This is a genomic window from Nocardia arizonensis, assembly GCF_001310275.1.
Classification (GTDB): Bacteria; Actinomycetota; Actinomycetes; order Mycobacteriales; family Mycobacteriaceae; genus Nocardia; species Nocardia arizonensis.
On sequence record NZ_LGYZ01000011.1, the window covers coordinates 13,452 to 38,690 of the forward strand.

Annotated in this window: 21 protein-coding genes and 2 pseudogenes; 14 read left to right on the forward strand and 9 right to left on the reverse strand. The window is 69.0% G+C overall.

The features are described from left to right. Positions 1-46: 46 nt before the first annotated feature. Positions 47-973 carry a KPN_02809 family neutral zinc metallopeptidase gene (gene ypfJ, locus APZ21_RS01940; protein WP_054811460.1) on the reverse strand — a complete coding sequence of 309 codons (927 nt, stop codon included), beginning with the start codon at positions 971-973 and terminating at the stop codon, positions 47-49. Positions 974-1,229: 256 nt separating this feature from the next. On the opposite strand from ypfJ, the gene aspS reads away from it, so the two are divergent. Both aspS and APZ21_RS01950 read left to right on the forward strand, forming a co-directional pair. Further along, positions 1,230-3,044 (forward strand): aspartate--tRNA ligase, encoded by a 1,815-nt coding sequence (gene aspS / locus APZ21_RS01945; protein WP_054811461.1) that lies wholly within the window; start codon positions 1,230-1,232, stop codon positions 3,042-3,044. A gap of 84 nt (positions 3,045-3,128) precedes the next feature. Beyond that, positions 3,129-3,302: pseudogene (locus tag APZ21_RS01950) on the forward strand (DUF389 domain-containing protein); the annotation flags it as partial. 28 nt (positions 3,303-3,330) lie between these two features. On the opposite strand, the gene APZ21_RS01955 reads toward APZ21_RS01950, so the two are convergent. Further along, positions 3,331-3,975: a hypothetical protein gene (locus tag APZ21_RS01955; protein WP_239476447.1), complete on the reverse strand. Its 645-nt coding sequence runs from the start codon at positions 3,973-3,975 to the stop codon at positions 3,331-3,333. Between the two features lie 452 nt (positions 3,976-4,427). Between APZ21_RS01955 and APZ21_RS01960 the strand changes: the two genes are divergently transcribed. Then, complete coding sequence (locus APZ21_RS01960; RefSeq protein WP_054811464.1) at positions 4,428-5,597, forward strand: phosphotransferase family protein; 1,170 nt, start codon at positions 4,428-4,430, stop codon at positions 5,595-5,597. Positions 5,598-5,641: 44 nt separating this feature from the next. Here APZ21_RS01960 and APZ21_RS01965 read toward each other — a convergent pair whose 3' ends face one another. Both APZ21_RS01965 and APZ21_RS01970 read right to left on the reverse strand, forming a co-directional pair. Next, on the reverse strand, positions 5,642-6,154 hold the full coding sequence (locus APZ21_RS01965; protein ID WP_054811465.1) for a mycothiol transferase: 513 nt from the start codon (positions 6,152-6,154) through the stop codon (positions 5,642-5,644). Between the two features lie 45 nt (positions 6,155-6,199). Then, positions 6,200-7,870 (reverse strand): alkaline phosphatase D family protein, encoded by a 1,671-nt coding sequence (locus tag APZ21_RS01970; RefSeq protein ID WP_054811466.1) that lies wholly within the window; start codon positions 7,868-7,870, stop codon positions 6,200-6,202. Between the two features lie 74 nt (positions 7,871-7,944). Here APZ21_RS01970 and APZ21_RS01975 point away from each other — a divergent pair, with 74 nt between their 5' ends. The 6 genes from APZ21_RS01975 (at position 7,945) to APZ21_RS02000 (ending at position 15,599) form a co-directional block, all read left to right on the forward strand. Then, positions 7,945-9,366, forward strand: a complete 1,422-nt coding sequence (locus APZ21_RS01975; RefSeq protein ID WP_082392748.1) for a replication-associated recombination protein A — start codon at positions 7,945-7,947, stop codon at positions 9,364-9,366. Positions 9,367-9,377: 11 nt separating this feature from the next. Further along, the gene (gene alaS / locus APZ21_RS01980) at positions 9,378-12,041 is read left to right on the forward strand and encodes an alanine--tRNA ligase (protein WP_054811467.1); all 2,664 of its coding nucleotides are present in this window, start codon (positions 9,378-9,380) and stop codon (positions 12,039-12,041) included. Next, on the forward strand, positions 12,041-12,613 hold the full coding sequence (ruvX, locus tag APZ21_RS01985) for a Holliday junction resolvase RuvX (protein WP_054811468.1): 573 nt from the start codon (positions 12,041-12,043) through the stop codon (positions 12,611-12,613). Before alaS ends, ruvX begins: the two co-directional genes overlap by 1 nt. After that, on the forward strand, positions 12,610-14,229 hold the full coding sequence (gene mltG / locus APZ21_RS01990; protein ID WP_054811469.1) for an endolytic transglycosylase MltG: 1,620 nt from the start codon (positions 12,610-12,612) through the stop codon (positions 14,227-14,229). Before ruvX ends, mltG begins: the two co-directional genes overlap by 4 nt. A 10-nt stretch (positions 14,230-14,239) precedes the next feature. Further along, a complete protein-coding gene (locus APZ21_RS01995; RefSeq protein ID WP_054811470.1) occupies positions 14,240-15,064 on the forward strand; it encodes a shikimate dehydrogenase in 825 nt (274 codons plus the stop codon). Between the two features lie 64 nt (positions 15,065-15,128). Next, positions 15,129-15,599 carry a B-4DMT family transporter gene (locus APZ21_RS02000; RefSeq protein ID WP_082392749.1) on the forward strand — a complete coding sequence of 157 codons (471 nt, stop codon included), beginning with the start codon at positions 15,129-15,131 and terminating at the stop codon, positions 15,597-15,599. A gap of 69 nt (positions 15,600-15,668) precedes the next feature. Here APZ21_RS02000 and aroB read toward each other — a convergent pair whose 3' ends face one another. The 4 genes and pseudogenes from aroB to APZ21_RS02020 all read right to left on the reverse strand — a co-directional run bounded on the left by aroB (position 15,669) and on the right by APZ21_RS02020 (position 20,487). Beyond that, the gene (aroB, locus tag APZ21_RS02005) at positions 15,669-16,790 is read right to left on the reverse strand and encodes a 3-dehydroquinate synthase (RefSeq protein WP_054811472.1); all 1,122 of its coding nucleotides are present in this window, start codon (positions 16,788-16,790) and stop codon (positions 15,669-15,671) included. Between the two features lie 1,416 nt (positions 16,791-18,206). Beyond that, a pseudogene (locus tag APZ21_RS35365) lies at positions 18,207-18,725 on the reverse strand (shikimate kinase); the annotation flags it as partial. Beyond that, a complete protein-coding gene (gene aroC, locus APZ21_RS02015) occupies positions 18,722-19,930 on the reverse strand; it encodes a chorismate synthase (protein ID WP_054811473.1) in 1,209 nt (402 codons plus the stop codon). The pseudogene APZ21_RS35365 and the gene aroC, both read right to left, overlap by 4 nt. A 122-nt stretch (positions 19,931-20,052) precedes the next feature. Beyond that, entirely contained in the window at positions 20,053-20,487 is a 435-nt protein-coding gene (locus APZ21_RS02020) for a prepilin peptidase (RefSeq protein WP_054811533.1), read from the reverse strand. A 159-nt stretch (positions 20,488-20,646) separates the two neighbouring features. Here APZ21_RS02020 and APZ21_RS02025 point away from each other — a divergent pair, with 159 nt between their 5' ends. The 5 genes from APZ21_RS02025 (at position 20,647) to APZ21_RS02045 (ending at position 23,907) form a co-directional block, all read left to right on the forward strand. Continuing rightward, the gene (locus APZ21_RS02025; RefSeq protein WP_054811474.1) at positions 20,647-21,774 is read left to right on the forward strand and encodes a M24 family metallopeptidase; all 1,128 of its coding nucleotides are present in this window, start codon (positions 20,647-20,649) and stop codon (positions 21,772-21,774) included. Positions 21,775-21,826: 52 nt separating this feature from the next. Then, entirely contained in the window at positions 21,827-22,390 is a 564-nt protein-coding gene (gene efp / locus APZ21_RS02030; protein ID WP_054811475.1) for an elongation factor P, read from the forward strand. Between the two features lie 34 nt (positions 22,391-22,424). Beyond that, a complete protein-coding gene (nusB, locus tag APZ21_RS02035) occupies positions 22,425-22,934 on the forward strand; it encodes a transcription antitermination factor NusB (protein WP_082392761.1) in 510 nt (169 codons plus the stop codon). Continuing rightward, a complete protein-coding gene (locus tag APZ21_RS02040) occupies positions 22,931-23,197 on the forward strand; it encodes a YciI family protein (RefSeq protein WP_239476448.1) in 267 nt (88 codons plus the stop codon). The genes nusB and APZ21_RS02040 overlap by 4 nt, the downstream gene beginning before the upstream one ends. A 155-nt stretch (positions 23,198-23,352) precedes the next feature. After that, the gene (locus APZ21_RS02045) at positions 23,353-23,907 is read left to right on the forward strand and encodes a DUF4334 domain-containing protein (RefSeq protein WP_054811477.1); all 555 of its coding nucleotides are present in this window, start codon (positions 23,353-23,355) and stop codon (positions 23,905-23,907) included. A gap of 12 nt (positions 23,908-23,919) precedes the next feature. On the opposite strand, the gene APZ21_RS02050 is transcribed toward APZ21_RS02045, so the two are convergent. Continuing rightward, a complete protein-coding gene (locus APZ21_RS02050) occupies positions 23,920-25,158 on the reverse strand; it encodes an ArsB/NhaD family transporter (protein ID WP_054811478.1) in 1,239 nt (412 codons plus the stop codon). Positions 25,159-25,239: the final 81 nt, after the last annotated feature.

A 25,239-nucleotide genomic window follows, 5' to 3' on the forward strand; every position in this document is an offset into this window, starting at 1 on the left:
TGTTCTCTACGGTGTTGTTCGACGAATCGCGGTGTGCCCGCGACGATCAGCGCAGCGCGTCGGGATTGTCCAGGTCGCGCGCGGAATAGGTGTCGCACGCCTTGACCAGGCCGGTCCGGTATCCGGTGAGGAACCATTTCTGGCGCTGCTCCGAGGACCCGTGCGTCCACGCTTCCGGATTGACCCGCCCCTGGGCGGCGCGCTGGATCCGATCGTCGCCGACCGCCGAGGCCGCGGACAGCGCGTCACGGACATCGTTGTCCGACAGCGGTTTCAGGAACGGTTGGTTCGTTCCCGGCGCGGGGGTCTTGTCGGCGTAGTGTGCCCAGAGGCCCGCGTAGCAGTCGGCCTGCAATTCGGTGCGCACCGCACCGGATTCGGGACCGCGCGGATCTTGTTGGGCGCGGCCGATATCGCCGAGCAGATTCTGGACGTGGTGGCCGATCTCGTGGGCGACGACGTATTCCTGGGCCAGCGGACCATTGCGGGCGCCGAAGCGATCGGTCAATTCGTTGAAGAAGCTGACGTCGAAGTAGGCGGTCTTGTCGGCCGGGCAGTAGAACGGGCCGACCGCGCTGGTGGCATTGCCGCAACCGGTGTTCGTCGCGCCGGAGAACAGCACGACCTGCGGCTTGGCGTAGTTGCGCCCGACCTGTTTCGGCAGCTCCCCGCCCCAGATGGCGTTGAGGCTGATGGCGGTGAGCGCGACGCGGCAGTCGACGTACTTGTTGGCGTCGGCGCCGGTCTTGCAGTGTTCGGGGGTTCCCGAGGTGGCGGACTGGGACTGCTGATCCTGTGCGCCGGTCAGGTCGCCGAGCAGTGATCCGGGATCGCCGCCGAAGAGCAGGGCCAGGACCAGCACGATGATGCCGCCCGCGCCGCCGCCCAAGGCGATCCGTCCGCCCATACCGGGTCCGCCCCCGCCGGATCTGACGGCATCGGGATCGATCTGCATGCCCTCGTTGAAGGTCATCGTCGTCGCTTCCTGTGTTCGATGGGACGCGCGGCCGCCGACGCGGCCGGTCCGGGCGCGACCCGCAGTGTCTACCAGCTTGGCACGAATGCCCGATATCCGGATTCGGACACCTAGCGTGTCGCACGACACGGCGCGCTCGCCCGTGGGTACGCGGGTGCGCGAATATCAATTAGGGACCGTGCCTGCGTCGTCGCTACGATGGCAACCGCACCGAAGGCCGAAGTCCGGTGCCGGAATCGTCGAAAGGAATCCGATGCTGCGCACCCACTTGGCTGGTTCGCTGCGAAGCGAACATGCAGGTCAGACCGTCACCCTCACCGGATGGGTGGCCCGGCGTCGTGACCACGGTGGCGTGATCTTCATCGATCTGCGCGATGCGTCCGGCATGGCGCAGGCGGTGTTCCGGTCGGGCCCGGCGGCCGAGCAGGCCCACCGGCTGCGCGCCGAATTCTGCGTGCTGGTCACCGGCGTTGTGGAGCGGCGCCCGGACGGCAACGAGAACCCGGAGCTGCCCACCGGACAGATCGAGGTCGACGTCGCCGAACTCGAGGTACTCAACGAGAGCGCCCCGCTGCCGTTCCAGCTCGACGAGCACCCCGGCGAGGAGGCGCGCCTGCGCCACCGCTACCTCGATCTGCGCCGCGAGGGGCCTGCCCATGCCATCCGGCTACGTTCCAAGGCGAATGCCGCCGCGCGCGATGTGTTGGCCAAGCACGCCTTCGTCGAGGTCGAGACGCCCACGCTGACCAGGTCCACCCCGGAGGGCGCGCGCGACTTCGTTGTGCCCGCGCGGTTGCAGCCGGGCAGCTTCTACGCGCTGCCGCAGAGTCCGCAGCTCTTCAAGCAGCTGCTCATGGTCGGCGGCATCGAGCGCTACTACCAGATCGCGCGCTGCTACCGCGACGAGGACTTCCGCGCCGACCGGCAACCGGAGTTCACCCAGCTCGATATCGAGATGAGCTTCGTGCGACAGGAGGATGTCATCCTGCTGGCCGAGGACATCCTGGTCGCGCTGTGGCGGCTCATCGGCCACGAGATCCCCACGCCGATTCCGCATATGACCTACGCGGAGGCCATGCGCCGCTTCGGTTCCGACAAACCGGACCTGCGCTTCGGCGTCGAGATCACCGAACTCGCCGAGTACTTCCGCGATACCCCGTTCCGGGTCTTCCAGGCGCCCTACGTGGGCGCGGTGGTGATGCCGGGCGGCGCGAGTCAGCCGCGTCGCAAGCTCGACGGCTGGCAGGAATGGGCCAAACAGCGCGGTGCGCGCGGTCTGGGCTACGTCCTGGTAAACGAGGACGGCACGCTGAGCGGCCCGGTCGCCAAGAACATCAGTGACGCCGAACGCGAGGGTCTTGCCGCGCGGGTCGGCGCCGCGCCCGGTGACTGCGTGTTCTTCGCGGCGGGCGAGGTCAAGTCGAGTCGCGCCCTGCTCGGCGCGGCGCGCGGGGAGATCGCCCGCCAGGTCGGCCTGATCGACGAGAGCGCGTGGTCGTTCGTGTGGATCGTGGACGCGCCGCTGTTCGAACCGGCCGCCGACGCCGCGGCGGGCGGCGACGTGGCACTGGGCTATTCGGCGTGGACGGCGGTGCATCACGCCTTCACCTCGCCCAAGCCGGAATCGATGGACACCTTCGACACCGATCCGGGTTCGGCGCTGGCCTACGCCTACGACATCGTCTGCAACGGCAACGAGATCGGCGGTGGTTCCATCCGCATCCACCGCCGCGACGTCCAGGAGCGCGTATTCGGTGTGATGGGCATCGATCACGCCGAAGCGCAGGAGAAGTTCGGCTTCCTGTTGGACGCCTTCGCCTTCGGCGCGCCCCCGCACGGCGGCATCGCCTTCGGTTGGGACCGGATCGTGGCGCTGCTGGCCGGACTGGATTCCATTCGTGAGGTCATCGCCTTCCCGAAGACCGGCGGTGGCGTCGATCCGCTGACCGACGCGCCCGCCCCGATCAGTGACCAGCAGCGCAAAGAGGCCGGGCTCGACGCGAAACCCACGCCGAAGAAGGACGGTGCGACCAACGGCGCGGTGCGGCCCGAGGTGTTCAAAGCCTGAGCACGGCCATGGCGGACGGCGCGTGCGGACGGTAGGTTCTGCTCAGTTTCGCTGCGGAACGACGGCGCTGACCGAGGGGTACCCGTGCTGCATCTGCGCATGATCAGTCCGCCCGAGACCACCGATCGGGTTCTCGCGGTCCTTGCCGTCGATCCCGGTGTCACGCACGTGACTCTCGCCCGCGGTTGTGCCATTGAACCCGCGGGCGATCTGGTCCAGGCCGACGTGGCGCGCGAGGCGGCGAACGACGTCATCGACCGAGAAGTGAAGTCTGCCGTTCGGCCGCTCAGGCGGCGACCATGCCGCCGGTGAGTCCCCGGTAGGCGTAGGTCACCGCGACGACCGCGACCGGCCCGGCGATCAGCAGCCCGAGGCCGCACAGCAGCATGCCGAGGAAGGTCATCACCACGACCGCGAGCGCGAGCAGCGCGGTCTGGCCGGGATTGCGCAGCACCAGCGTCGCACTGGATTTGATCGCGGCGAATGGCCCCTGATCCTGGTCGATGACGAAATGCAGGGCGAACATGCACAGGTAGCCGACGATGAGGCCGGGCAGGACACAGAACGCCAGGCCGATCCAGGTGCCGAGATAGACCAGCAGTGCCGTCAACAGCACATTGCCCGCGTTCAGATAACGGAAGAAGGACCCGAAATCCGGCTTGTTGCCATCGGTTTCGTACAGCGCGCCGCGCACCATCGCCGCTTGCAGCAGCCAAAGCCCGGTGAGCACCAGCAGGAAGATCACCGCGACCGGGAGGAGCGAGGTCGGATCGACGACCTGGACCAGCACGATGAAAGCCAGGTAGATGACAACGCCGAGCGCGGTGATTCCAAGCCAGGGAGCGGGATTCAGCCGGAACTTGTCCAGGCCGTAACTGATCGCATTACCGACATCCAGACCGGTCGGTCCGGCCGTTTGGTATCCGTACACCGGTTGATCGTCGTAGTGCGCCGTGCCATCCGACCCGGACGAGGGCACGCCCGGACCGGTGCCGGGCGGACCGTAACTCGGCTGCGGCGCCGCGCCGACCACGGGCTCGACGCCCGGCTCGGCCGGCTCGCTGCCGTACCTGGCCGCGCCCGGAACGCCCTCCGGTTGCCCGGGGCGCGCCGTATGCTGTGAAGCTGCGCCCCCACGGGGTGTGTCGCGAGCCGGATCATGCGGTACGGGCGACGATGTGTCGGTCAATGTAGTAGACCTTTCGAGGCAACTGGTTTGCGGTGTGGCGCACAGCAGTTGGGGTCGAGAAAACCCGACCGACGCAGCCGTGTCAAGCGAGCGGCGCCCGACCCGCAACCGCGCGGGCGGGACACGCCGGGCCACGCGGAAAGGTTGTGTAACAGGTCGCTGAAAGTGACCCGAAGCGAGTAGCTTGAGAGGCGATGACCGCACTATTGGCCGAACGCGCCGCCGAAGTCGTGTCCGCAGCACAGCAGTTGCTCACAAAGCGAATGGGTGCTCCGGTGAAGCTGAGCGATCCGATGGAGCTCAGCGGAAGTGGTAGGACGACAGTCCTACGCGCGCGTGTTTCGGAGAACGCCTTCTCGTTGCCACGGACCCTGATCATCAAACAGGTCCGCGGTGCCGCTCGCGACCTCAGAACCGGCGCGTTCGCGCCGGGGGTCGCCAGCATCGATTCGGCATTCCTCCGTGAAACCGTGTCCTATCAGTTCACCACCGCGCTCGGTCGCGACCAGCGACCCGGGGCGTACCTGATCGCGCACAGCCTGCCGGACCGGCTGTTGATCCTCAGCGATCTGGGTGAGAACTCCCTGCTGACCCACGTGCTCGAATCCGGCGCCGAGCCACCGACCCGTAACGCGCTTATGGCCTTCGCGCAGGCGATGGGCCGCATGCACGCGGCCACCGTCGGGCGTGAGGCCGATTTCGTCGCGCTGCTACGTCGAGTCGATGTCGTGCACCGCGTCGACGGCATCGCCCAGCAGGCCGAATCGGCGATCGCCGAGGTGCCCGGCCTGCTGCGCCGCGAACTCGGCGTCGAGGTGCCCGGCGAGATCGCCGAGCGGATCGTCCGGGGCAACCGGCTCTTCTCCGCCGGCCGATTCCGTGCCTTCAGCCCGTCCGATCTGTGCCCCGACAACGTGATCATCAACGAGGAGGGCGCGCGCTTCCTCGATTACGAATGGGGCGGCTTCCGCGACGCGACCCTCGACATCGCCTACGCGCTGGTCTCCTTCCCCGGCTGCCTGTGCGATTTCGAGCTGTCGCGCGAACGCGGACGGCAGATGGTGGAGGCGTGGCGCTCCGAGGTCGTCGGGGTGTGGCCCGCCCTCGCCGACGACGACGCGCTGGCCCAGCGCATCCTCGAGGCCAGGCTCATCTGGGTGTGGCTGAGCACCTACTGGTTCCTGCCCGCCGATCACGCGCGCATCGCCGCCGCCCGCGAACACGGGCTCTCGGTGCCGCGATCGGTGGCGCTGATCAACAGGTGGGCCGCACTGGCCGAGGATGCCCGCTGCACCGGCGATGACACCGTCGGCGATTTCGCCGAAGACGTCTCCGCGATGCTCGAGGAACGCTGGTCCGAGTAGGCCGTGCCGCGGTTGGGCCGAGTGGGCCGTGCCGCGGCGGCGGATCAGCGGCGTCGCAGCATCAGGCCGCGCACGAACGCGGCCTGGCCGCAATGCTGGATGTCGTCGTCGACCACGCTGATCAGCCGCACCCCGAGGGTGACGGGCGGATCCCAGCGGGTGTCGACGACGCGCGGCAGGTCGGCGTCGGACAGACCCGAGACGTAGTCGACGGTTTGCGCGTGCACGGCGTCGTGATAGCCGAGCAGCAACTCCGCCGTTGCCGTGCCCAGCTTCTCGACCTCGGCCGAGCCGTGACCGTAGCCGGTCGCGGACGCGTCGAAGGGCAGATCGAAGCGGCCCACCCAGTTCGCCGCCGTCCACACCTGGTCGAGTCCGGCGACCTCGGCGATGTGATCGTCCTGGACGCGGGTCAGATGCCAGACCAGCCAGGCGATGGAGTTCGCGCCCGGCTCGATACGGGTTGTCAGTTCATCCTGGGTCAGGCCCTCGACCGCGCCGTGTACGTTCTCGCGAATCCGGCCGAAGGCGTCCACCAGCAAGTCGGCACTCGTCATACCGATTCCAAGTTTCGGCCACCGGCGCGATATTCCCGCCACCGCTCAGGCGATCGGCCCCGGCCGCGGCTCCACTCGTCCGCCTGCCGGTACCGCGAAGGAAGCGCCGTGCCGCACACCGGTATTCGCGTCCTCGACGTCGAGGACGTAGAACCAGTCCATCCGGGCCTGCGCGGCGGTGACTTCGAGGACGCCGTATCCGTGCGATTCCAGTTCGACGTAGCGCAGATGGCCGTTGAAGCCCCTGATGGAGTCCTCGACCGCTACCGCCAGCGTGCGCGGCGGGGCCTTCAGCAGTTCGCCGACACTGGCCGAGGTCACCGACGGGACCACGAATTCGGCTCCGACCGTCGGACCGCCCGGATAGTTCGCGGCATCGACGGGCAGATCGGCGGCCCACGAGGAATGGATATCGCCGGTCAGGAAGACCACGTCGCCGATTCGCCGGTCCAGCAGGGTGGCGAACAGCGTCCGGCGATCGGCGGTGTAGCCGTCCCACTGGTCACCGTTGGCCGGGATACCGCCCTGCGGCAATCCCATGACGCTTGTGATGGCCTCCGTGGTGGCCGGTTCCAGCGGCGGGAACACCAGCGGTGCGATCATGACCGAATTGCCGACCAGCTTCCACCGAGCGGGGGAGGAGGCCAAACCCGCTGTGAGCCAGTCCATCTGGGCCTTGCCGGTGATGGTGCGCGCCGGATCGTCGACCACGCGCCAGCCGGTGACGGCCTTGGCCTCGCGGTCGCGGTAGCTGCGCAGGTCGAGCATGGACAGTTCCGCCAGGGTGCCGAATCGCAGTCGCCGGTATATGCGCACCTGATCGCCGGACCCGTTGGCGCGCACCGGCATCCATTCCAGATAGGCGCGCGCGGAGGCGGCGCGCCGGTCGCGCCACGCCCCGCTCACCGCCGGATCGTGCGTGCTCGAACCGCCCGACCAGGAGTTGTCGGCGGATTCGTGGTCGTCCCAGGTGCAGATGAAGGGGTGGCGCATGTGCAGTGCGGCCAGGTCGGGATCGGTCTTGTACTGCGCGTGTCGGATACGGTAGTCGGCAAGGGTGACGATCTCGCTCGCGGGTTCGTGTCCACGCACCGGGCCGTGCATGCCGCCGTACTTGCCGCGGCCGTATTCGTAGATGTAGTCGCCGAGGTGGACGATGGCGTCGAGATCCTCGCGGGCGGCCAGGTGCCGGTAGGCCGCGAAGTAGCCCGCTTCCCAATTCGAACACGAGACCACACCCAAGCGCAGGCGTTCGGGTGCGTCGGAGTCGGCGGGCGCGGTGCGGGTGCGGCCCACCGGGGAGCGCTGGTCCAGCGCGGTGAACCGGTAATAGTAGTCGGAGGCCGGGCCGAGCCCGGTCACATCCACTTTGACCGTGTGATCGGAGTCGGCGCTCGCGGTGACGCGCCCGGCGGCGGCGATCGAGGTGAAGCCCTCGTCGTCGGCGACCTCCCAGGTGACCGTGGCCGCCGCGCCGACACCGGATCCGGGTGTGGCCTCGGGCGCCACGGTGACGCGGGTCCAGATGATCACACCGTTGGGCAATGGGTCGCCCGAGGCGACACCGTGTGCGAAGGCAGGCGCCGCGGCTCGTCCGGTGCCCGCGGTGAACAGGGCGGCGGTACCGCCGGTGAGCACGGCGGCGCCCTTGAGCACGGCGCGCCGGGCGAGCGAGGCCGAGGGGGCGGAGTCTGAAGCGGAGGCGTTTTCGTCCACGGATATCGATCACATCCCATCCGAGGGCCGCGGGCAACTCGAGCGTGTCAGGGCACAGCGGTACGGTCGCAGCTATGAGCAATGGGCTGTTCGACGTGCCGGGCGCCGACCCGGCCTCGGAGTTGCCCGCGGGCGCGGGCGTCGACTTCCGGGGTCCGGGCGTCGCGGCGCCGCTGGCCGTCCGCATGCGCCCGGTCTCGCTCGACGAGGTGGTCGGTCAGCGGCATCTGCTCGGTCCCGGCGCACCCCTGCGCAGGCTCGTCGAGGGGTCGGGTGCGGCCTCGGCGCTGCTCTACGGTCCGCCCGGTACCGGCAAGACCACCATCGCCTCGCTCATCTCCCAGGCCACGGGCCGCCGGTTCGAGGCGCTCTCGGCGCTCTCGGCGGGGGTCAAGGAGGTGCGCGCGGTCATAGACCTGGCCCGGCGCAGGCTCGCCGCGGGGGAACGCACCGTGCTGTTCATCGACGAGGTGCACCGCTTCTCCAAGACCCAGCAGGACGCGCTGCTGGCCGCGGTCGAGAATCGGATCGTGCTGCTGGTCGGCGCCACCACCGAGAATCCTTCGTTCTCGGTGGTCGCGCCGCTGCTGTCGCGGTCGCTGGTCCTGCGGCTGCATTCGCTCACCGACGACGACATCAGGGTGGTGCTCGAACGCGCGGCCGCCGATCCGCGCGGGTTCGGCGGCGCCTACACCGTCACCGCCGAGGCGCTCGACCACATCGTCCGCATCGCGGGCGGCGACGCCCGGCGCGCGCTCACCGCGCTGGAGGCGTCCGCGGAGTCCTCGCTCGACGGCACCGTCGACGTGGCTCTGGTCGAGGCGAGCGTGGACAAGGCCGCCGTGCGCTACGACCGCGCCGGGGATCAGCACTACGACGTGATCAGCGCCTTCATCAAATCGATCCGCGGATCGGACGTCGACGCCGCCCTGCACTATCTGGCCCGCATGCTCAGCGCGGGGGAGGATCCGCGCTTCGTCGCGCGCAGGCTGGTGATCGCGGCCAGCGAGGACATCGGCATGGCCGATCCGAGCGCGTTGCAGACCGCCGTCGCCGCGGCGCAGGTGGTCCAGCTCATCGGCATGCCCGAGGCGCAGCTCACTCTGACCCACGCCACCATCCATCTGGCGACCGCCCCCAAATCGGGTGCCGTGCCCGCCGCGCTCGGCGCCGCCGTGGCCGACATCTCGGCGGGCAGAGCCGGTTCGGTGCCCGCTCATCTGCGCGACGGTCACTACGCGGGCGCGGCGGCGCTGGGGCACGCGCAGGGCTACCGTTATCCGCACGACGATCCCGACGGCGTACTGGCCCAGCAGTATCCGCCCGACACGCTGGTCGGCGTCGACTACTACACCCCGACCGACCACGGTTTCGAACGCGAGATCGGGCCGCGGGTACAGAAGTTGCGGCGCATCGTCCGCAGCGGCCGCGTCGAGGGCGCGAACCCGGCCGGTGCTCGCACGGGCGATGAAAAATCACGTGCGCAGGACCGGTAGGCTGGACATCTGTGCAGACCCACGAGATACGACGGCGATTCCTGGACCATTTCGTCCGTGCCGGACACACCGAGGTACCCAGTGCCTCGCTGATCCTGGCCGACCCCAACCTGCTGTTCGTCAACGCGGGCATGGTGCAGTTCGTGCCGTATTTCCTCGGTCAGCAGACCCCGCCGTACGCGGCGGCGACCAGTGTGCAGAAGTGTGTGCGCACCCTCGATATCGAGAACGTCGGCATCACCACCCGCCACAACACCTTCTTCCAGATGGCGGGCAACTTCTCCTTCGGCGACTACTTCAAACGTGAGGCCATCTCGGCGGCCTGGTCGCTGCTGACCTCGAGTGTCGAGGACGGCGGCTACGGTTTCGATCCCGAACGCCTATGGGTCACCGTCTACCTCGACGACGACGAGGCCGAGCGGATGTGGCTCGAGATCGGCGTGCCGCCCGAGCGCATCCAGCGCCGCGGTATGGCCGACAACTATTGGTCCATGGGCATTCCCGGCCCGTGCGGGCCGTGTTCGGAGATCTACTTCGACCGCGGGCCCGAGTACGGCGCCGAGGGCGGCCCGGAGGCCGACGAGGACCGCTACCTCGAGATCTGGAACCTCGTGTTCATGCAGAACGAGCGCGGCAAGGGCAAGGGCAAGGACGATTTCGAGATCCTCGGTCCGCTGCCCAAGAAGAACATCGACACCGGTATGGGCGTCGAGCGCGTCGCATTCCTGTTGCAGGGCGTGGAGAACGTCTACGAGACCGATCTGCTGCGCCCGATCATCGACAAGGCCGAGGAGCTGTCCGGCCGCTCCTACGGTGTCGAGCACGCCGACGACGTGCGTTTCCGGGTCATCGCCGACCACGCTCGCACCGCCGCCATGCTCATCGCCGACGGAGTCAACCCCGGCAACGACGGCCGCGGGTACGTGCTGCGCCGCCTGCTGCGACGCATCGTGCGCTCGGCCCGCCTGCTCGGCGCGGAGAAGCCGGTGATGGCCGAATTCATGAAGATCGTCAGCGATCTCATGGCCCCGTCCTACCCGGAATTGGCCACCGACTTCCGTCGCATCGAGACCGTCGCGGTCGGGGAGGAGACGGCCTTCCTCAAGACCCTGAACACCGGCTCGGCGCTGTTCGACAACACCGCCGCGGCGGTGAAGGCGCGAGGCGGGGCCACCATCGCCGGTTCGGACGCGTTCACTCTGCACGACACCTACGGCTTCCCGATCGACCTCACCCTCGAAATGGCCGCGGAGGCCGGACTTTCGGTGGACGAGGCGGGTTTCCGAACACTCATGGCCGAACAGCGCAAGCGGGCCAAGGAGGACGCCCAGGCGCGCAAGCACGCCCACGCCGACCTGACGGTCTACCGGGAACTCGTCGACCGCGGCGCCACCGAGTTCACCGGATTCGACGAACTCACCTCCGAGGCCACCGTGGTGGCCCTGATCGCCGACGGGGTCCGTGTTCCGGTGGCGAGCGTGGGTCAGGACGTCGAGGTGATCCTCGACCGCAGTCCGCTCTACGCCGAATCCGGCGGTCAGATCGCCGACCGCGGGTCCATCACGGCGGCGGGCACCAAACTGCGCGTAAACGACGTGCAGAAGATCGCCAAGAAGCTGTGGGTGCACAAGTCCACGGTCGAACAGGGCCAGATCACCGAGGGCGACACCGTGCTCGCCCAGGCCGATCCGGCCTGGCGCGCCGGTGCGACCCAGGGTCATTCGGGCACCCACATGGTGCACGCGGCGCTGCGGCAGGTGCTCGGTCCCAATGCCGTGCAGGCGGGCTCGCTCAACAAGCCCGGCTATCTGCGCTTCGACTTCAACTGGCAGGGCCAGCTCTCCGAACAGCAGAAGGCCGATATCGAGGCGGTGTCCAACGACGCCGTCGGCGCGGACTTCCCGGTCAACACCTTCGTCACCGATCTGCCCAAAGCCAAGCAGATGGGCGCGCTGGCACTGTTCGGCGAGAACTACGGCGACGAGGTCCGTGTGGTCGAGATCGGCGGACCGTTCTCCATGGAGCTCTGCGGTGGCACCCACGTGCGGCACTCCTCGCAGATCGGCCCGATCACGCTGCTCGGCGAATCCTCGGTCGGTTCGGGCATTCGGCGCGTCGAGGCATTCGTCGGACTCGACTCCTACCGCTACCTCGCCAAGGAACGCGCCCTGCTCGCCGGTGTGGCGAGCTCGCTGAAGGTGCCCACCGACGAGGTGCCCGCGCGGGTCGAGCAGTTGGTGGAGCGGCTCAAGGTGGCCGAGAAGGAGCTGGAGCGCACCAAGATGGCCGCCGTGCTGTCCTCGGCCGCGACCTTCGTCGAAAAGGCCGAGCGGATCGGGTCGGTGTTGTTGGTGGCGGTGGCCGCACCCGAGGGCGTGCAGGCCGGTGATCTGCGCACCCTGGCCACCGACATCCGCGGCCGGTTCGGTGTCGAGCCCGCCGTGGTGGTGTTGCTCGGCAATGCCGATGGCAAGGTGCCGTTCGTGGTGACCGTCAACAAGGCCGCCCAGGACCTCGGCTTCAAGGCGGGCGATCTCGTCGCGAGCTTCGGTCCGAACATCGCGGGCCGCGGCGGCGGCAAACCGGAGATGGCGCAGGGCGCGGGTAGTGATCCCTCGGGTATCGCGGCCGGACTGGCCGCGGTTCGCGCACGGGTGGCCGAACTGGCCGGGTGATGGGCGACCCCGAAGGCCCCGCGGCAGCGGGCCGTGCGCGCGGCGCCGACAGGCCCCGCCCCGACACCGATCCCGGGCGGGGGCGGCGCATCGCCATCGATGTGGGCAGCGTGCGGATCGGGGTCGCCGCGAGCGACCCCGACGGCATTCTCGCCACACCGGTGGAGACGGTGGCGCGCGCCGGAAAGACACGCGGAGGCGGTCCCTCCGCGGACATCGAGAGAATTGCCGAAATTGTGCGGGAGTACGAGGCCGTCGAGGTCGTCGTCGGTCTGCCGAGAACGCTACGCGGTGAGAAAGGGGTCGCTGCCGACTTGGCTATCGCGTTCGCAGAACGTTTGCGCAAGGAAATCGACCCCGTGCCGATCAGGCTTTCCGACGAACGTTTGACTACCGTGTCAGCTGCACGGGCATTGCGGGACAGCGGAGTTCGCGCGCGTGGCCAGCGGCAGGTGATCGATCAGGCGGCGGCCGTGTCGATCCTGCAAGGATGGTTGGACGAACGGAGTGCGGTGTTGAAGTCGGTCGAGGAGGCGTCGCCGCGTGGGGCGTCGTTCGGAGACGACGCATGACGGACCGGTGGGCGCGGGCCGAGGAACGCTACCGACAGCGCGAGGCGGATCGGCGCTATCGCAGAGATGACCAGGCCTGGGCCGAACACGAACGCCGCGTCGGGTACGGTCGGGCCGCGTCCGACGCGGATTCCGACGAGTGGGACGACTACGACTACGACACGACGGTCATTCCCCGCTACAGCGACGAGGAACCGCCGTACGACGATCACCCGCTCTACGACGACGAGTACGACGACGAATACGACGACGACGATCTCGACGAAGACCCCGAGCCCGCGCCGCCGCCGCGGACCCGCTCGGCACGCGGTACCGCGGCGGCCGCGCAGAGCGCGGCGGACAGATCGGGACGGCGAGCCCAGCCTCAGCGCACCGGACCCCGGCGCGCTGATTCCGTACGCGGTGAATCGGTGCGTTCCAGTGCCCGTGGCAAGAAGCGCTCCCGGGTCGCGGCCCGTAAGGCGGAGGAACGCAAACGCCGCCGCCGCACCATGTGGGTCATCGGGGCGCTGCTCGCGGTCCTGCTCGTCGGCGCGGTCGGCGTCGCCGCCATGAGATTCGCCGAGTCCATGTCCGGTCCGCAGGATTACGCCGGACCGGCGGGGCCGCTGGTGGTGGTGCAGGTGCATCCGGGCGACACCGCCCAGCAGATCGCCTCCACCATGGTCGAGAAGGACGTGGTCAAAAGCAGCGGCGCCTTCTACGAGGCGGCGGTGCGGAATACGAATATGAATTCGGTGCAGCCGGGCTACTACGCGATTCCCAGCAAGTCACCCGCGGCGGACGCGGTCCTCGCACTGCTCGCCAAGGGGTCGCGGGTGGGCAATCTGGTCGTTTCCGAGGGCAGGCTGCTCCACGATCAGCACGATGTGAACACCGGCGCCCGCAAGGAAGGCATCTACACCAAGATCGCCGCGGCCAGCTGTGTCGGCACCGGCGCCGCGCAGAAGTGCGTGACCGCCGATCAACTCGCCGCCGCGGGCGCGAGTGCCGATCTGGCGGCGCTGGGGGTGCCGAGCTGGGCCGAACAGTCGGTGCGCGCCGCACCGGACCGCAGCAGGCAGCTGGAAGGGCTGATCGCCGCGGGCACATGGGATTTCGATCCGAGCGGCACACCGCAGCAGATCATCAAACAGTTGATCGGGGCCAGTTCGGCGGGCTACGAGTCCACCGGACTGCTCCAGTCGGGCGCGGAGACCAAACTCTCGCCGTACGAGACCCTCATCGCGGCCTCACTGGTCGAGCGCGAGGCGCTGCCGCAGGACATGCCGAAGGTGGCGCGGGTCATCGTGAACCGGCTGAAGGCGGGCCAGCAGTTGGAATTCGATTCCACGGTCAACTACGCGCTCGATCGCACCGAGGTCGCCACCACCGATTCCGACCGCGCCACCAAGACGCCGTGGAACACCTACGCCATGACCGGGCTGCCCGCCAACCCCATCGCGGCGCCCTCGCTCAACGCGCTGCGGGCGATGGAGAATCCCGAACCTGGCCCGTGGCTGTATTTCGTGACCATCGACACGAAAGGAACCACCCTGTTCACCCAGAGCTACGCCGAACATCTGCGAAATATCCAGAAGGCCGAAGCGAGCGGAATCCTCGACAGTGGGCGCTGAGCGCGTAACCATGGCGGAGGTGACCGTGCGCAAGGCGGCGGTGCTCGGCAAGCCGATCGCGCATTCGCGGTCGCCGCAGCTGCATCTGGCGGCGTATCGGGCGCTCGGCCTGCCCTGGACCTACGACCGCGTGGAATGCACGGCCGAGCGGTTGCCCGGATTTGTCGACGGGCTCGGACCGGAATGGGTCGGGCTGTCGGTGACGATGCCGGGTAAGGAGGCGGCGCTCGCCCACGCGAACGAACGCACCGAACGCGCGGCGCTGGTCGGTTCGGCCAATACGCTCGTGCGCACCGCCGCCGGGTGGCGCGCCGACTGCACCGATGTGGACGGAGTGCTCGGCGCACTGCGCGAGGGCGGTGTCGTGCGGGTCGATCGGGCGGTGGTGCTCGGTGCGGGCGGAACGGCGAGGCCCGCGCTGCTCGCCCTGTCCGAACTCGGCGCCCGCCGGGTCACGGTGTTGGCCCGGGACGCGGGCCGGGCGCGCGGGGCGGTGGAACTGGCCGAGCGGCTCGGTCTCGAGGTCGCGGTGCACGGATACGATCAGCGGTCCGTGCGCGCGGTGTGCGCGGAGGCGGACGCGGTGGTCAGCACCATTCCGGCGGAGGCGGCGGCGATCGTCGCGGAGTCGGTGGCGGCGGCCCCCGTGGTGCTCGACGCAATCTACGATCCGTGGCCGACGCCGCTGGCGGTCGCGGTGGCTCGCGCCGGTCACACCGTGGTCAGCGGCTTGCGGATGCTGCTGAATCAGGCATACGGTCAGGTCGAGCAGTTCACCGGTCGGCCCGCACCACGTGCTCAGATGGAGGCGGCGCTGGACGCACCGGCCCCGTGAGGGTTTGTGTTCCTGATACCGGTTCTCGTTTGGATCCCGCGATCCGGGCGTTAAGGTGGTTGCCATGATCTCTTGGGTACTGCGGGCCGTCGCGCTCGGCGCGCTGGTAGTCGGCCTGCGCACCGCGCTCGGATTCGCGATGGTGTATTGGCCGACGCAGGGGGCGTGGATGCGGCTGCTGTGCCTGGTCGTCCTGCTCGCGGTCATCGTCGCGTGGGGCGTTCTCGACGGCCGGCGCGACCGGATCGCCCATCCCGATCCCGAGCGCGGCACCGATCTCACCATCATGTGGCTCGAGGCCGCGGTCGTGGCCAGCGTCGGCAGCGGGGCGGTCGCCTGGATTCTGGACTTCCTGCCGAAGTTCGACCTCGGTGACAACGGTCTGCTGTTCGAGCTGACGGCGGGCGCCTCCTTCATCATCCTGCTGATCTTCATTCCGGCCCTCATCGGCGTCGGCATCGGGCGCATGCTCGCGGGCCGCAAGTCCGACAATTCCACCCCGCACACTCCGCATACTCTGCCCGCCGCCATCTGATCCGCGCTGGACGAAACGACGAGGGGCGCATTCCCGCGGGAATGCGCCCCTCGTTGCCGAACCGGCCGGTTACAGCAGGACCGCGCCGCCGCTGGGGCTCTGCTCGCGGGCAATGGCCGAATAGGCGGCCGCCAGCAGTGAGGGGTCGGGACCTTCCAAGCGGCCGGGTTTGGCCAGTCCGTCCAAGACTACGAAGCGCAGGACGCCGGAGCGGGTCTTCTTGTCGGTCTGCATGGCGTCGAGCAGTTGGGGGAGCGCGTCGGCGTCGTAGGTGGTGGGCAGTCCGACGGAGGTGAGGATGGCCCGGTGGCGCTCGGCGGTGGCGTCATCGAGGCGACCGGCGAGGCGACCGAGTTCGGCCGCGAACACCAGGCCGACCGAGACTGCCGCGCCGTGGCGCCAGCGGTAGCGCTCACGGCGCTCGATGGCGTGACCGAGGGTGTGGCCGTAGTTCAGGATCTCGCGCAGATTCGATTCCTTGAGGTCGGAGGCGACGACATCGGCCTTGACCTGGATGGCGCGGCGGATCAACTCGGGTAGGACGTCACCGGTCGGGTCGAGGGCGGCCTCCGTATCCGCTTCGACCAGATCAAGGATGACCGGATCGGCGATGAATCCGGCCTTGATGATCTCGGCCATCCCCGCCACGATCTCGTTGCGCGGCACCGTCTCCAAAGTCGCGAGGTCGACCATGACCGCCGCCGGCTCGTGGAAGCTGCCGACCAGATTCTTGCCTGCCTCGGTGTTGATGCCGGTCTTACCGCCGACGGCCGCGTCCACCATCGCCAGCAGCGTGGTCGGGACGTGCACGATGCGAACACCGCGCATCCAGGTCGCCGCCACGAATCCGGCCAGATCGGTCGCCGCGCCGCCCCCCAGACTCACCACGACATCGTTGCGGGTGAGCCCGATGCGTCCGAGTACCTCCCAACAGAAGCCGGCCACCGCCAGATCCTTACCCGCCTCGGCATCGGGTATCTCCACCCGGTGCGCGTCGATCCCGGTGTCGGCCAATGCCTTTCGCACCACCTCGGCCGTCTCGGCCAATGGCGGTTGATAGAAGATCGCGACCGTGCGCACACCGTTGGTGGCCCCGGTCACCGCCTCGACGAGGTCACCGAGTAATCCCCGCCCGATGATCACCGGATAAGGGTCGGCGGTTTCGACCTGGATACGGCTCGGCTCAGTCACGAATGCTCCGATTCTCTCGAGGCGAACAGTTCGACGGCCGCCGCACGGCCGTCGCTGTCCGGGAATTCGCGGCACCGTCGCGCCGCGTCGTCGGGAAAGGGTTCGCCCGCACCATTCGATCGGTCACGAGCGAGGCGCGGTCACCGGTGGCGGTGAGGTGGGCCGCGACGTCGGTCCGGCCGCGCACGGGGCGCACCAGGGTTGAGATCCCGCTTCGCGATGCCGTCCCGCCTCGTCCCGGCGCCGGCTGGACCACCGCGTTCGGTGCAGTGGCATTCGGGACTGTGGCGTTCGGTGCAGTGGCATTCGGGGTAGCGGGCCGCGACTCTCGAATGACCTGCGGGACGGTGGGATTGGTACCGACCGGCCGGCTGGGAACCGCCGTATCGGCACCGGTTCGGACCGACCGGGCTATGGCGGGCCGAGACGGCACCGGCCTGTCCGGCGCGGTCACGAGTGAGGCTCCGGGTCAGCGTGTGCTGTCGGTGCGGCGGTTCGTGCCCACTCATCCGAAACCGCGCGCCGGCCGGACGCGGTCGCCGGCCTCGCGCCGGTATCGGACCGATCCGCCGTCGCCTCCGACAATGTCGTGCCGGAGGTTTCCCTCGCTCCGGTTCGTGCCGAACGAGACGTGACGGCGGCAGGGCCTTGCGCCAGGACGGCTGCCGGACCGTCACGTGTCACGGAATCGCCGGATATCGTCGCGGCACCAACGGAATCAGCCGGGGCCGCGGCCCGTGCCCGCGTCGGTTCCGTTGTTTCGTCTGGTTCGGGCAGGGCCGCGTCGATGGGGCCGGGATCACGCGGTGGGCCGAAATCGGCCGCTGTATCTGCTGCCACAACGCGGGCATCCGCGATGCGATCGGTCGCATTCGCCGAAGCTTCCGTTGTTCTGTCGGTGTCGTGTGGTGCGCCGTGGCCGGACAACCCACTGTTCGCCCCTGCCTCGGCGGCCGTGGCCTGCTCGGCGACGTCGTGCGCGGTGTCGGGTGCGCCCGCGGGACGGCGCACGCGGCGTGAGCGGCTGCGCTCCAGCGGCTCGGCGGAAGCGATGTCCGCGGCGGTTCGGGGCGACGGCCGGGAGCGGGTTGGGGTGGATTCGTCGGTCGTCGTCGGCTCGTGGTCACGGGGTTCATCCGTAGCCGGTTCGACCGCCGCGGGCGGCTGTGCAACGGATCTGCGGCGGGTGCGCGTGCGACGGTTGCGGGGGCGGGTGGGGCGATCGGCCGGGGTTGGCGGCTCGGTGTCGGCGGCGGTGGTCTGGCCGGATTCGGGCCCCTCGGCCGCACGGCGGGACGCGGCGGCTCGGGCTCGGGCGCGACGCCGGGCGCGGGATCGCCTGCTGCCCTGGGGGATCGGGGCTTGATCGGCGATGTCCGGCTCGGGGTCCGCGGCGGGCACGACGGATTCCATGCCCAGTTTGGTGAGGATCATGCGCACGACACGGCCGGGGCTGCGGCCGTCGGTACGTACCCGCACAGTCGCCACCTCGCGGTAGAGCGGGCGGCGGCGTCGCATCAGTTCGCGGTATTTCGCGCCCGGGTCGGGGCTGTTGAGCAGTGGGCGCTGGGTGCTCGCGCCGGTCCGGCGCAGTCCCTCGGCAACGCTGATCTCCAGGTAGACGACGGTGCGGCTGCGTAGCAGCGCACGGGTGTTCTCCGAAAGCACCGCGCCGCCGCCGAGCGAGACCACTCCCTTCTCGGCGAGGATGGCGCGGCGCACCACGCGTTCTTCGATGCGGCGGAACTCGGGTTCGCCGTCGTCGGCGAAGATCTCGGGAATGGTGCGGCCGGTCTCGCTCTCGATTCCGGCATCGGTGTCGTACAGTTCGACGCCGAGTTCGCGGGCGAGCCTCCGTCCGATCGTAGATTTTCCGGCCCCCGGTGGTCCGACCAGCACCACGCGGGGGGCTCGCGGGTCGGTCTGCACGATCATTGCGACCGACTGTCCGCGGGAATATGCGGTCGATTGCCTACGCGCTTGATGTAGCTGTGCACGTTGTCCACGGTCTCGGTCAGTGAATCACCGCCGAACTTCTCCAGCGCGGCCTGGGCTACCACGAGGGCGACCATGGCCTCGGCCACGACGCCCGCCGCGGGCACGGCGCACACGTCCGAGCGCTGGTGGATCGCCACCGCCTCGTCACCGGTACTCATGTCCACGGTCGACAGGGCGCGCGGCACGGTGGAGATCGGCTTCATCGCCGCGCGCACCCGCAGCGGTTCGCCGTTGGTCATGCCGCCCTCGAGGCCGCCCGCGCGATTGGTGGAGCGCAGCACACCGTCGGGGCCGGGCCGCATCTCGTCGTGCGCCTGACTGCCGCGCCGCCGCGCCGTCTCGAATCCGTCACCCACCTCGACGCCCTTGATGGCCTGGATGCCCATGAGGGCGCCCGCGAGCCGGGAATCGAGACGGTCGGCGCCGCTGACGAACGAGCCGAGTCCGACCGGCAGACCGTCCACGATCACTTCGACGACCCCGCCGAGGGTGTCGCCGTCCTTCTTCGCCGCCTCGATCTCGGCGATCATCGCGGCCTCGGCCGCGGCGTCGAAGGCGCGCACCGGACTCGCGTCGACGGCGGCCAGATCGGCGGCGGCGGGGATGACACCGGTGGTGTTGGCCGCGGCGCCGATCGAGACGACATGCGAGACGACCTCGACACCGAGCGCCTGCCGCAGGAAGTTGCGCGCGACGGTTCCCGCGGCGACACGCGCCGCGGTCTCGCGGGCGCTTGCCCGCTCGAGGACATTGCGCGCGTCGTCGAAGTCGTACTTCAGCATGCCGGAGTAATCGGCGTGCCCCGGTCGCGGGCGAGTCAGCGGCGCATTGCGCGCCAGATCGGCGAGTTCGTCCGTGTCGACCGGATCGGCGGACATGACCGTCGTCCACTTGGGCCATTCGGAGTTGGCGATCTCGATGGCGATGGGACCGCCCATGGTGCGGCCGTGCCGGACGCCGCCGATCATCGTGACCTTGTCGGCCTCGAATTTCATGCGTGCCCCGCGGCCGTAGCCGAGCCGTCGGCGGGCCAGGTGCGCGGAAATGTCCTCGGATGTCACCTCGACACCCGCGACCATTCCTTCGAGGATGGCGACGAGGGCGGGACCGTGAGATTCTCCAGCAGTTATCCAGCGCAGCACACGCTATATCCTTCCATGTCGGCGCCGGTGCGCCCGAATCGGTCGCCGTGATCGGGCGCTCGCGCGGTGGCCTGTTGTACAGCTCATCGCGCCGTGCGGGCGCGGGCGCAACCGCCGCGTCCTCACGGCGGCACCGCGGCCACCGCGAGCATGGTGGCCAGACACATCCCAGGCCCGTGCGGAACGGCCCGATCGGCGCGCCGCCGGGCGATGAGCAGCGCGCAACCCGCCAGGGCCGTGAGCGCGGGCGCCAGCAGCGCCGCGGTCGTCCAGACCCGCGCGCCCGCCATACCGGCGACCGCGCCCAGCCCCACGGCGAGCTTCACATCACCGGCGCCCATCGCCGCGGGCGCGACCAAGTGCACGACGAGATAGACCCCGGCCAGCATGGCCCCGCCCGCGACCGCCGCGCCGAAATATGTCGTGCCCAGCGCGTATCCGAGTACGGTCGCCGCGCCGTAGCCGGTGAGCGCGTTCGGCAGCCGCCGATGCCGTAGGTCGAACCAGCACAGCGCCGCGCACCAGAGGGTCAGTACCGCGAAGTGGGAGAGGGACATGCCACCAGCCTCGCCGAATTCGCCGACCGGCGGTGCGACCGCCGACGATTTGTGGACAACCACGCGCGGTGTGAATATCCGCCGTTCCCTACCGAAGACCAGTGCGGCCGTGCCCGACGGCGGATTTCCCGCGCGGTGGCGGGGCGGTAGCGTGGATTCATGTCTGCTGATCATGCGAGTCGTGGACCCGACTACGCGGCGCGTCGGGGCGCGTTGCGCAGTCTGCTGGTGGAGAACGAGGTCGACGCCCTGCTCGTCACCGATCCGGTGAACGTCAGATACCTGACCGGATTCACCGGTTCCAACGCGACGCTGCTCGTGCACGCCTGGGATATGCGCGATGCCGAGGAGCGCACGGTGATCGGCACCGACGGCCGCTACCGCGCACAGGTCGGCGCCCAGGTGCCCGACCTGTGCGCCGAGATCTCGCGCGGCCCGGCGCGGCGGATCGTCGAACTCGCGGGGGAATGGAAGCTCGGCCGGCTCGGATACGAGAGTCACGTGGTCACCGTCGACCAGCACCGCGGTTTCATCGACCAGCGCACCGGACTGGATTTCGTGGCGACTCCCGGCCTGGTCGAGCAGTTGCGCACGGTCAAGGACGCCTACGAGGTCGCGCAATTGCGCCGGGCCTGCGCGGCCGGCGATCTCGGACTGGCCAACCTACTCGCCCGCGGCGCCCTGCGGCCCGGCCGCACCGAACGCCAGGTGGCCCGGGATCTGGAATGGGCCATGTTCGAACACGGGGCCGAGGCGATCTCGTTCGAGACGATCGTGGCCGCGGGCGCGAATTCCGCGGTGCCGCATCATCGCCCGACCGACGCGGTGCTGGCGCACGGCGATTTCGTGAAGCTCGATTTCGGCGCGGTCGTCGGCGGCTACCACTCCGATATGACCCGCACCTTGGTGCTCGGGCAACCCGCGGAATGGCAGCGTGAGGTCTACGCGCTGGTGGCCGAGTCGCAGCGGGCGGGTTGCAAGGCGCTGCGGCCCGGTGCGCGCACCGCCGACGTGGACGCGGCGGCGCGGTCGGTGATCGAGGCGGCCGGACATGGCGCCCTGTTCGTGCACGGACTCGGTCACGGCGTCGGATTGCAGATCCACGAAGCGCCGGGAATCGCCAAAACCGGAACCGGTACACTCCAGTCTGGCGTGGCGGTGACCGTCGAACCTGGTGTGTACTTTCCCGGCCGCGGCGGGGTCCGTATCGAGGACACGCTCGTGGTGCGCGAGGGGGCCCCGGAACTGCTCACCCATACCGACAAGGACCTGACCGTCGTCGAGTGACGCCGGTCGCCCCGAGACAACGACGTTTTACGACCTAGGAGATCCGAGGACAGTGGCGGACACCAGCGACTTCAAGAACGGCCTCGTGCTGAAGATCGACGGTCAGCTCCAGCAGATCATCGAGTTCCAGCACGTCAAGCCGGGTAAGGGCCCCGCCTTCGTGCGGACCAAACTGAAGAACGTCGTGTCCGGCAAGGTCGTCGACAAGACCTTCAACGCCGGTGTGAAGGTGGAGACCGCGACGGTGGACCGCCGCGATATGACCTACCTGTACCACGACGGCAGCGACTACATCTTCATGGACGGCGAGACCTACGACCAGATCGGCATACCGGAGGCCACCATCGGCGACGGTGCGCGTTTCCTGTTGGAGAACATGGCCGTACAGGTCGCCGTGCACGAGGGCGCTCCGCTGTTCGTCGAACTCCCGGTTTCGATCGAGCTCGTGGTCCAGCACACCGATATCGGCCTCCAAGGGGACCGCTCCACCGGCGGCACCAAGCCCGCCACCCTGGAGACCGGCGCCGAGGTACAGGTTCCGCTCTTCATCAACACCGGTGACAAGCTGCGTATCGATTCGCGCGACGGCAGCTACCTCGGCCGGGTCAACGCCTGATCGCCGGCGCGGCGATCAGGGGATAATGGCGACTGTGGCCGAACAGCCGGTGGACCGGAAGTCCACGTTCAAGAAGCTCGGTGCCCGGCACAAGGCCAGGCGTCGCGCCGTCGATCTGCTCTTCGAGGCGGAGGCGAGGGATGTCGATGTGGCCGATCTGCTCACCGAGCGGGTCGAATTGGCCGCGCGCGATCAGTCGGTAGCTCCCGTGCACGCCTATACCCGCACCCTGGTCGAGGGCGTCGCCGACGATCTCGACCGGGTGGACGGGACCATCGAGTCCTATCTCCAGGACTGGGCGCTGTCCCGGTTGCCCGCGGTGGATCGCGCCATCCTGCGCATCGCGGTCTGGGAGCTGTTCCACGCGCCCGACGTGCCGCCGGTCGTCGCGGTGGACGAGGCGGTGGAACTGGCCAAGGAGCTGTCCACCGACGATTCGCCGTCGTTCGTCAACGGTGTGCTCGGCCGGGTGGTGCTGGTCGCGCCGCAAGTGCGCGCGGCCGCGGCGGCGACTCGGGCGCCGCGTTCGGAGACACGGGAGTGACCGCCAAGTACCTCGTCATGGCGATGCGCACACCGGGATTCGATGATGCCGTCATCGAACCGCACCGGCTGTTCCTGGCCGAACTGCTCGAGCGCGGGCAGTTGTGGGAGAGCGGCAAATTCACCGACGGCTCGGGTGGCGCGTATGTCGTGCGCGCCGAGAGTGTCGACGCCGCACGGGATATCGCCTTTCGCGATCCGCTGCACACCACCGGTTCCTCGGATCTGACCGTGTACGAGTGGGAGATCACGGTCTCCGGTTGACGGGTGAGGGCTCCCGCCGGTGGGTGTACGGATGTCCGACGGGAGCCGCTACCGATCCTCGTTCCTGAACCTCGCTCGAGGTAAAGGGTGTGTCGCGTCACAGGTGAGAGATTGTTACAGTTGTTCTCGCACAGGCCCTTGTGAGGAGAGCGCGAATGACGAGCAATGACGTCCGGTCGGCGACCGAGGAATTGGCCGAACTACAGGCCCGAGGCGCGACGGCCGAACAGGCTTGGGCGCTGTTCGATCGGCTGCCCGCCGCGGCGGTCGACGATATCGTCGTCGGACGCTGGCGCGGTTCCGAGATCGCCACCGGACATCCCTTCGACGGTGTGTTGAGCGCGTCGGGCTGGTACGGCAAACAGTTCGACGACGCCGAGACCGTGCATCCGCTGCTGTTCTCCGACGACACCGGCAAGGTGTTCGCGGTCGATCCGCGACGGGTGCCGCTCTCGCTCACCGGCAAGGTGCCGCTGTCGAGTGTGCGCGCGGTCCGTAAGTCGCTGCGTTATATCGGCGCGGCGCTGCGCACCACCCGTCCCGGTGCCCGGCTGCGCGCCGTCGAATACCGCGGTGTGGTGAGCGCCGCGATGGTCTACGACGCGCTGCCCATCATCGACCACTTCCGTCGCGTGGACGCCGACACCCTGCTCGGAGTCATGGATATGCGCGGCTTGCGAGAGCCGTATTTCTTCGTCCTGCGCCGCTGAGGGCCGGGTCGCTCAGCCGACCAGCAGCAGAGCCGCGACGGCGCCGCCCGTCGCGGCTACGGCCAGGACGAGTCCGGTGCCGACGAAACGCCCCATCGGCACCCGCACCCCGTGCGTTCGGCAGAATTCCAGACACAGCAGGGTAGCCAGCGAGGCCCACGGCGTGACGATCGGCCCCACATTCGTGCCGATCAGCAGTGCGAGCAGTTGCCGCCGATTCTCCGTGGGCACCACCGCCTCACCGGCGGTGTAGACGGGTAGGTTGTCGGCGACATTCGACAGCGCGGCACCGGTGCCCGCCGCGCGGAAGGCGCCCGCCACGCCGTCGTCGTCGCCGATGAGCGCGTGCATCAGATCATCGAGTCCCAGGCGACTCAGTGTCGGCACGACGAGGAACAATCCGACCACGAAGACCAGTAGCCGCCAGGGGATCAGCGACAGGCGCAGGGCCGAGCGGTCCAGCACCGCGAACGCGACCACGGCGATGAGTGCCGCTGCCCCCGCGGCGATCTCGATGCGGTCGCCGAGCAGCGCAATGGCCAGGACGAACAGCAGGCACGCGGCCGCGGTGACGTGGAAGAGGATTCGCTGCCTGATGTCGTCCGGGCGTACCGGCTCCGGCGGGAGGTAGCGATCGGCGTCGCGGCGGCGGCGTCGCCAGTAGAACACCCACAGACAAAGGGCGGTCGCCGCTATCGACACCGCCTGCGGTGCCCACATGGTCGAGGCGAATCCGGTGGCGTCGAGCGCGACCCGGTCGGCGGCCAGCAGATTCGTCAGATTCGAGACCGGCAGCAGCAGACTCGCCGTATTGGCCAACCACAGCGTGGTCATGGCCAGCGGCAGCGGCGCGATCCGCGCGGGCGCCGCGAGTGCGAGCAGAACCGGGGTGATGAGGACCGCGGTGGTGTCGAGATTCAGCAGCGCGGTGGTGGCCGAGGTGAACACAACGCACAGTCCGAACAGCGCGGGATAGTTGCCCCGTCCCAGAATGGCCAGCCGGTGGGCCAGCGCGTCGAAGACCTTCGCCTGTTTGGTCAATTCGGCGAGCACGATCACGCTACCGAGGAACAGCAGCAGTGGTGCGATCCGGCGCAGATTGTCCGCCGCATCCACACGCGGCAGCAGTCCGGTGAGCACGAACAGCACCCCGAGGGCCAGCAGCCCCACCCGGACCAGGTCGAGGACACCGATTCCGCGCGCGGGCGCGGCGGGCGGACTTTCGGCGGTGCGGTCGACCTGTACGGGCATCCAAGGATGATCGCAATCGCGACTCCGGCCCGCCGGTCCGGGCTAGGTCGGTGTGCTGTGCGCCGTAGCGCCGTCCAGCGC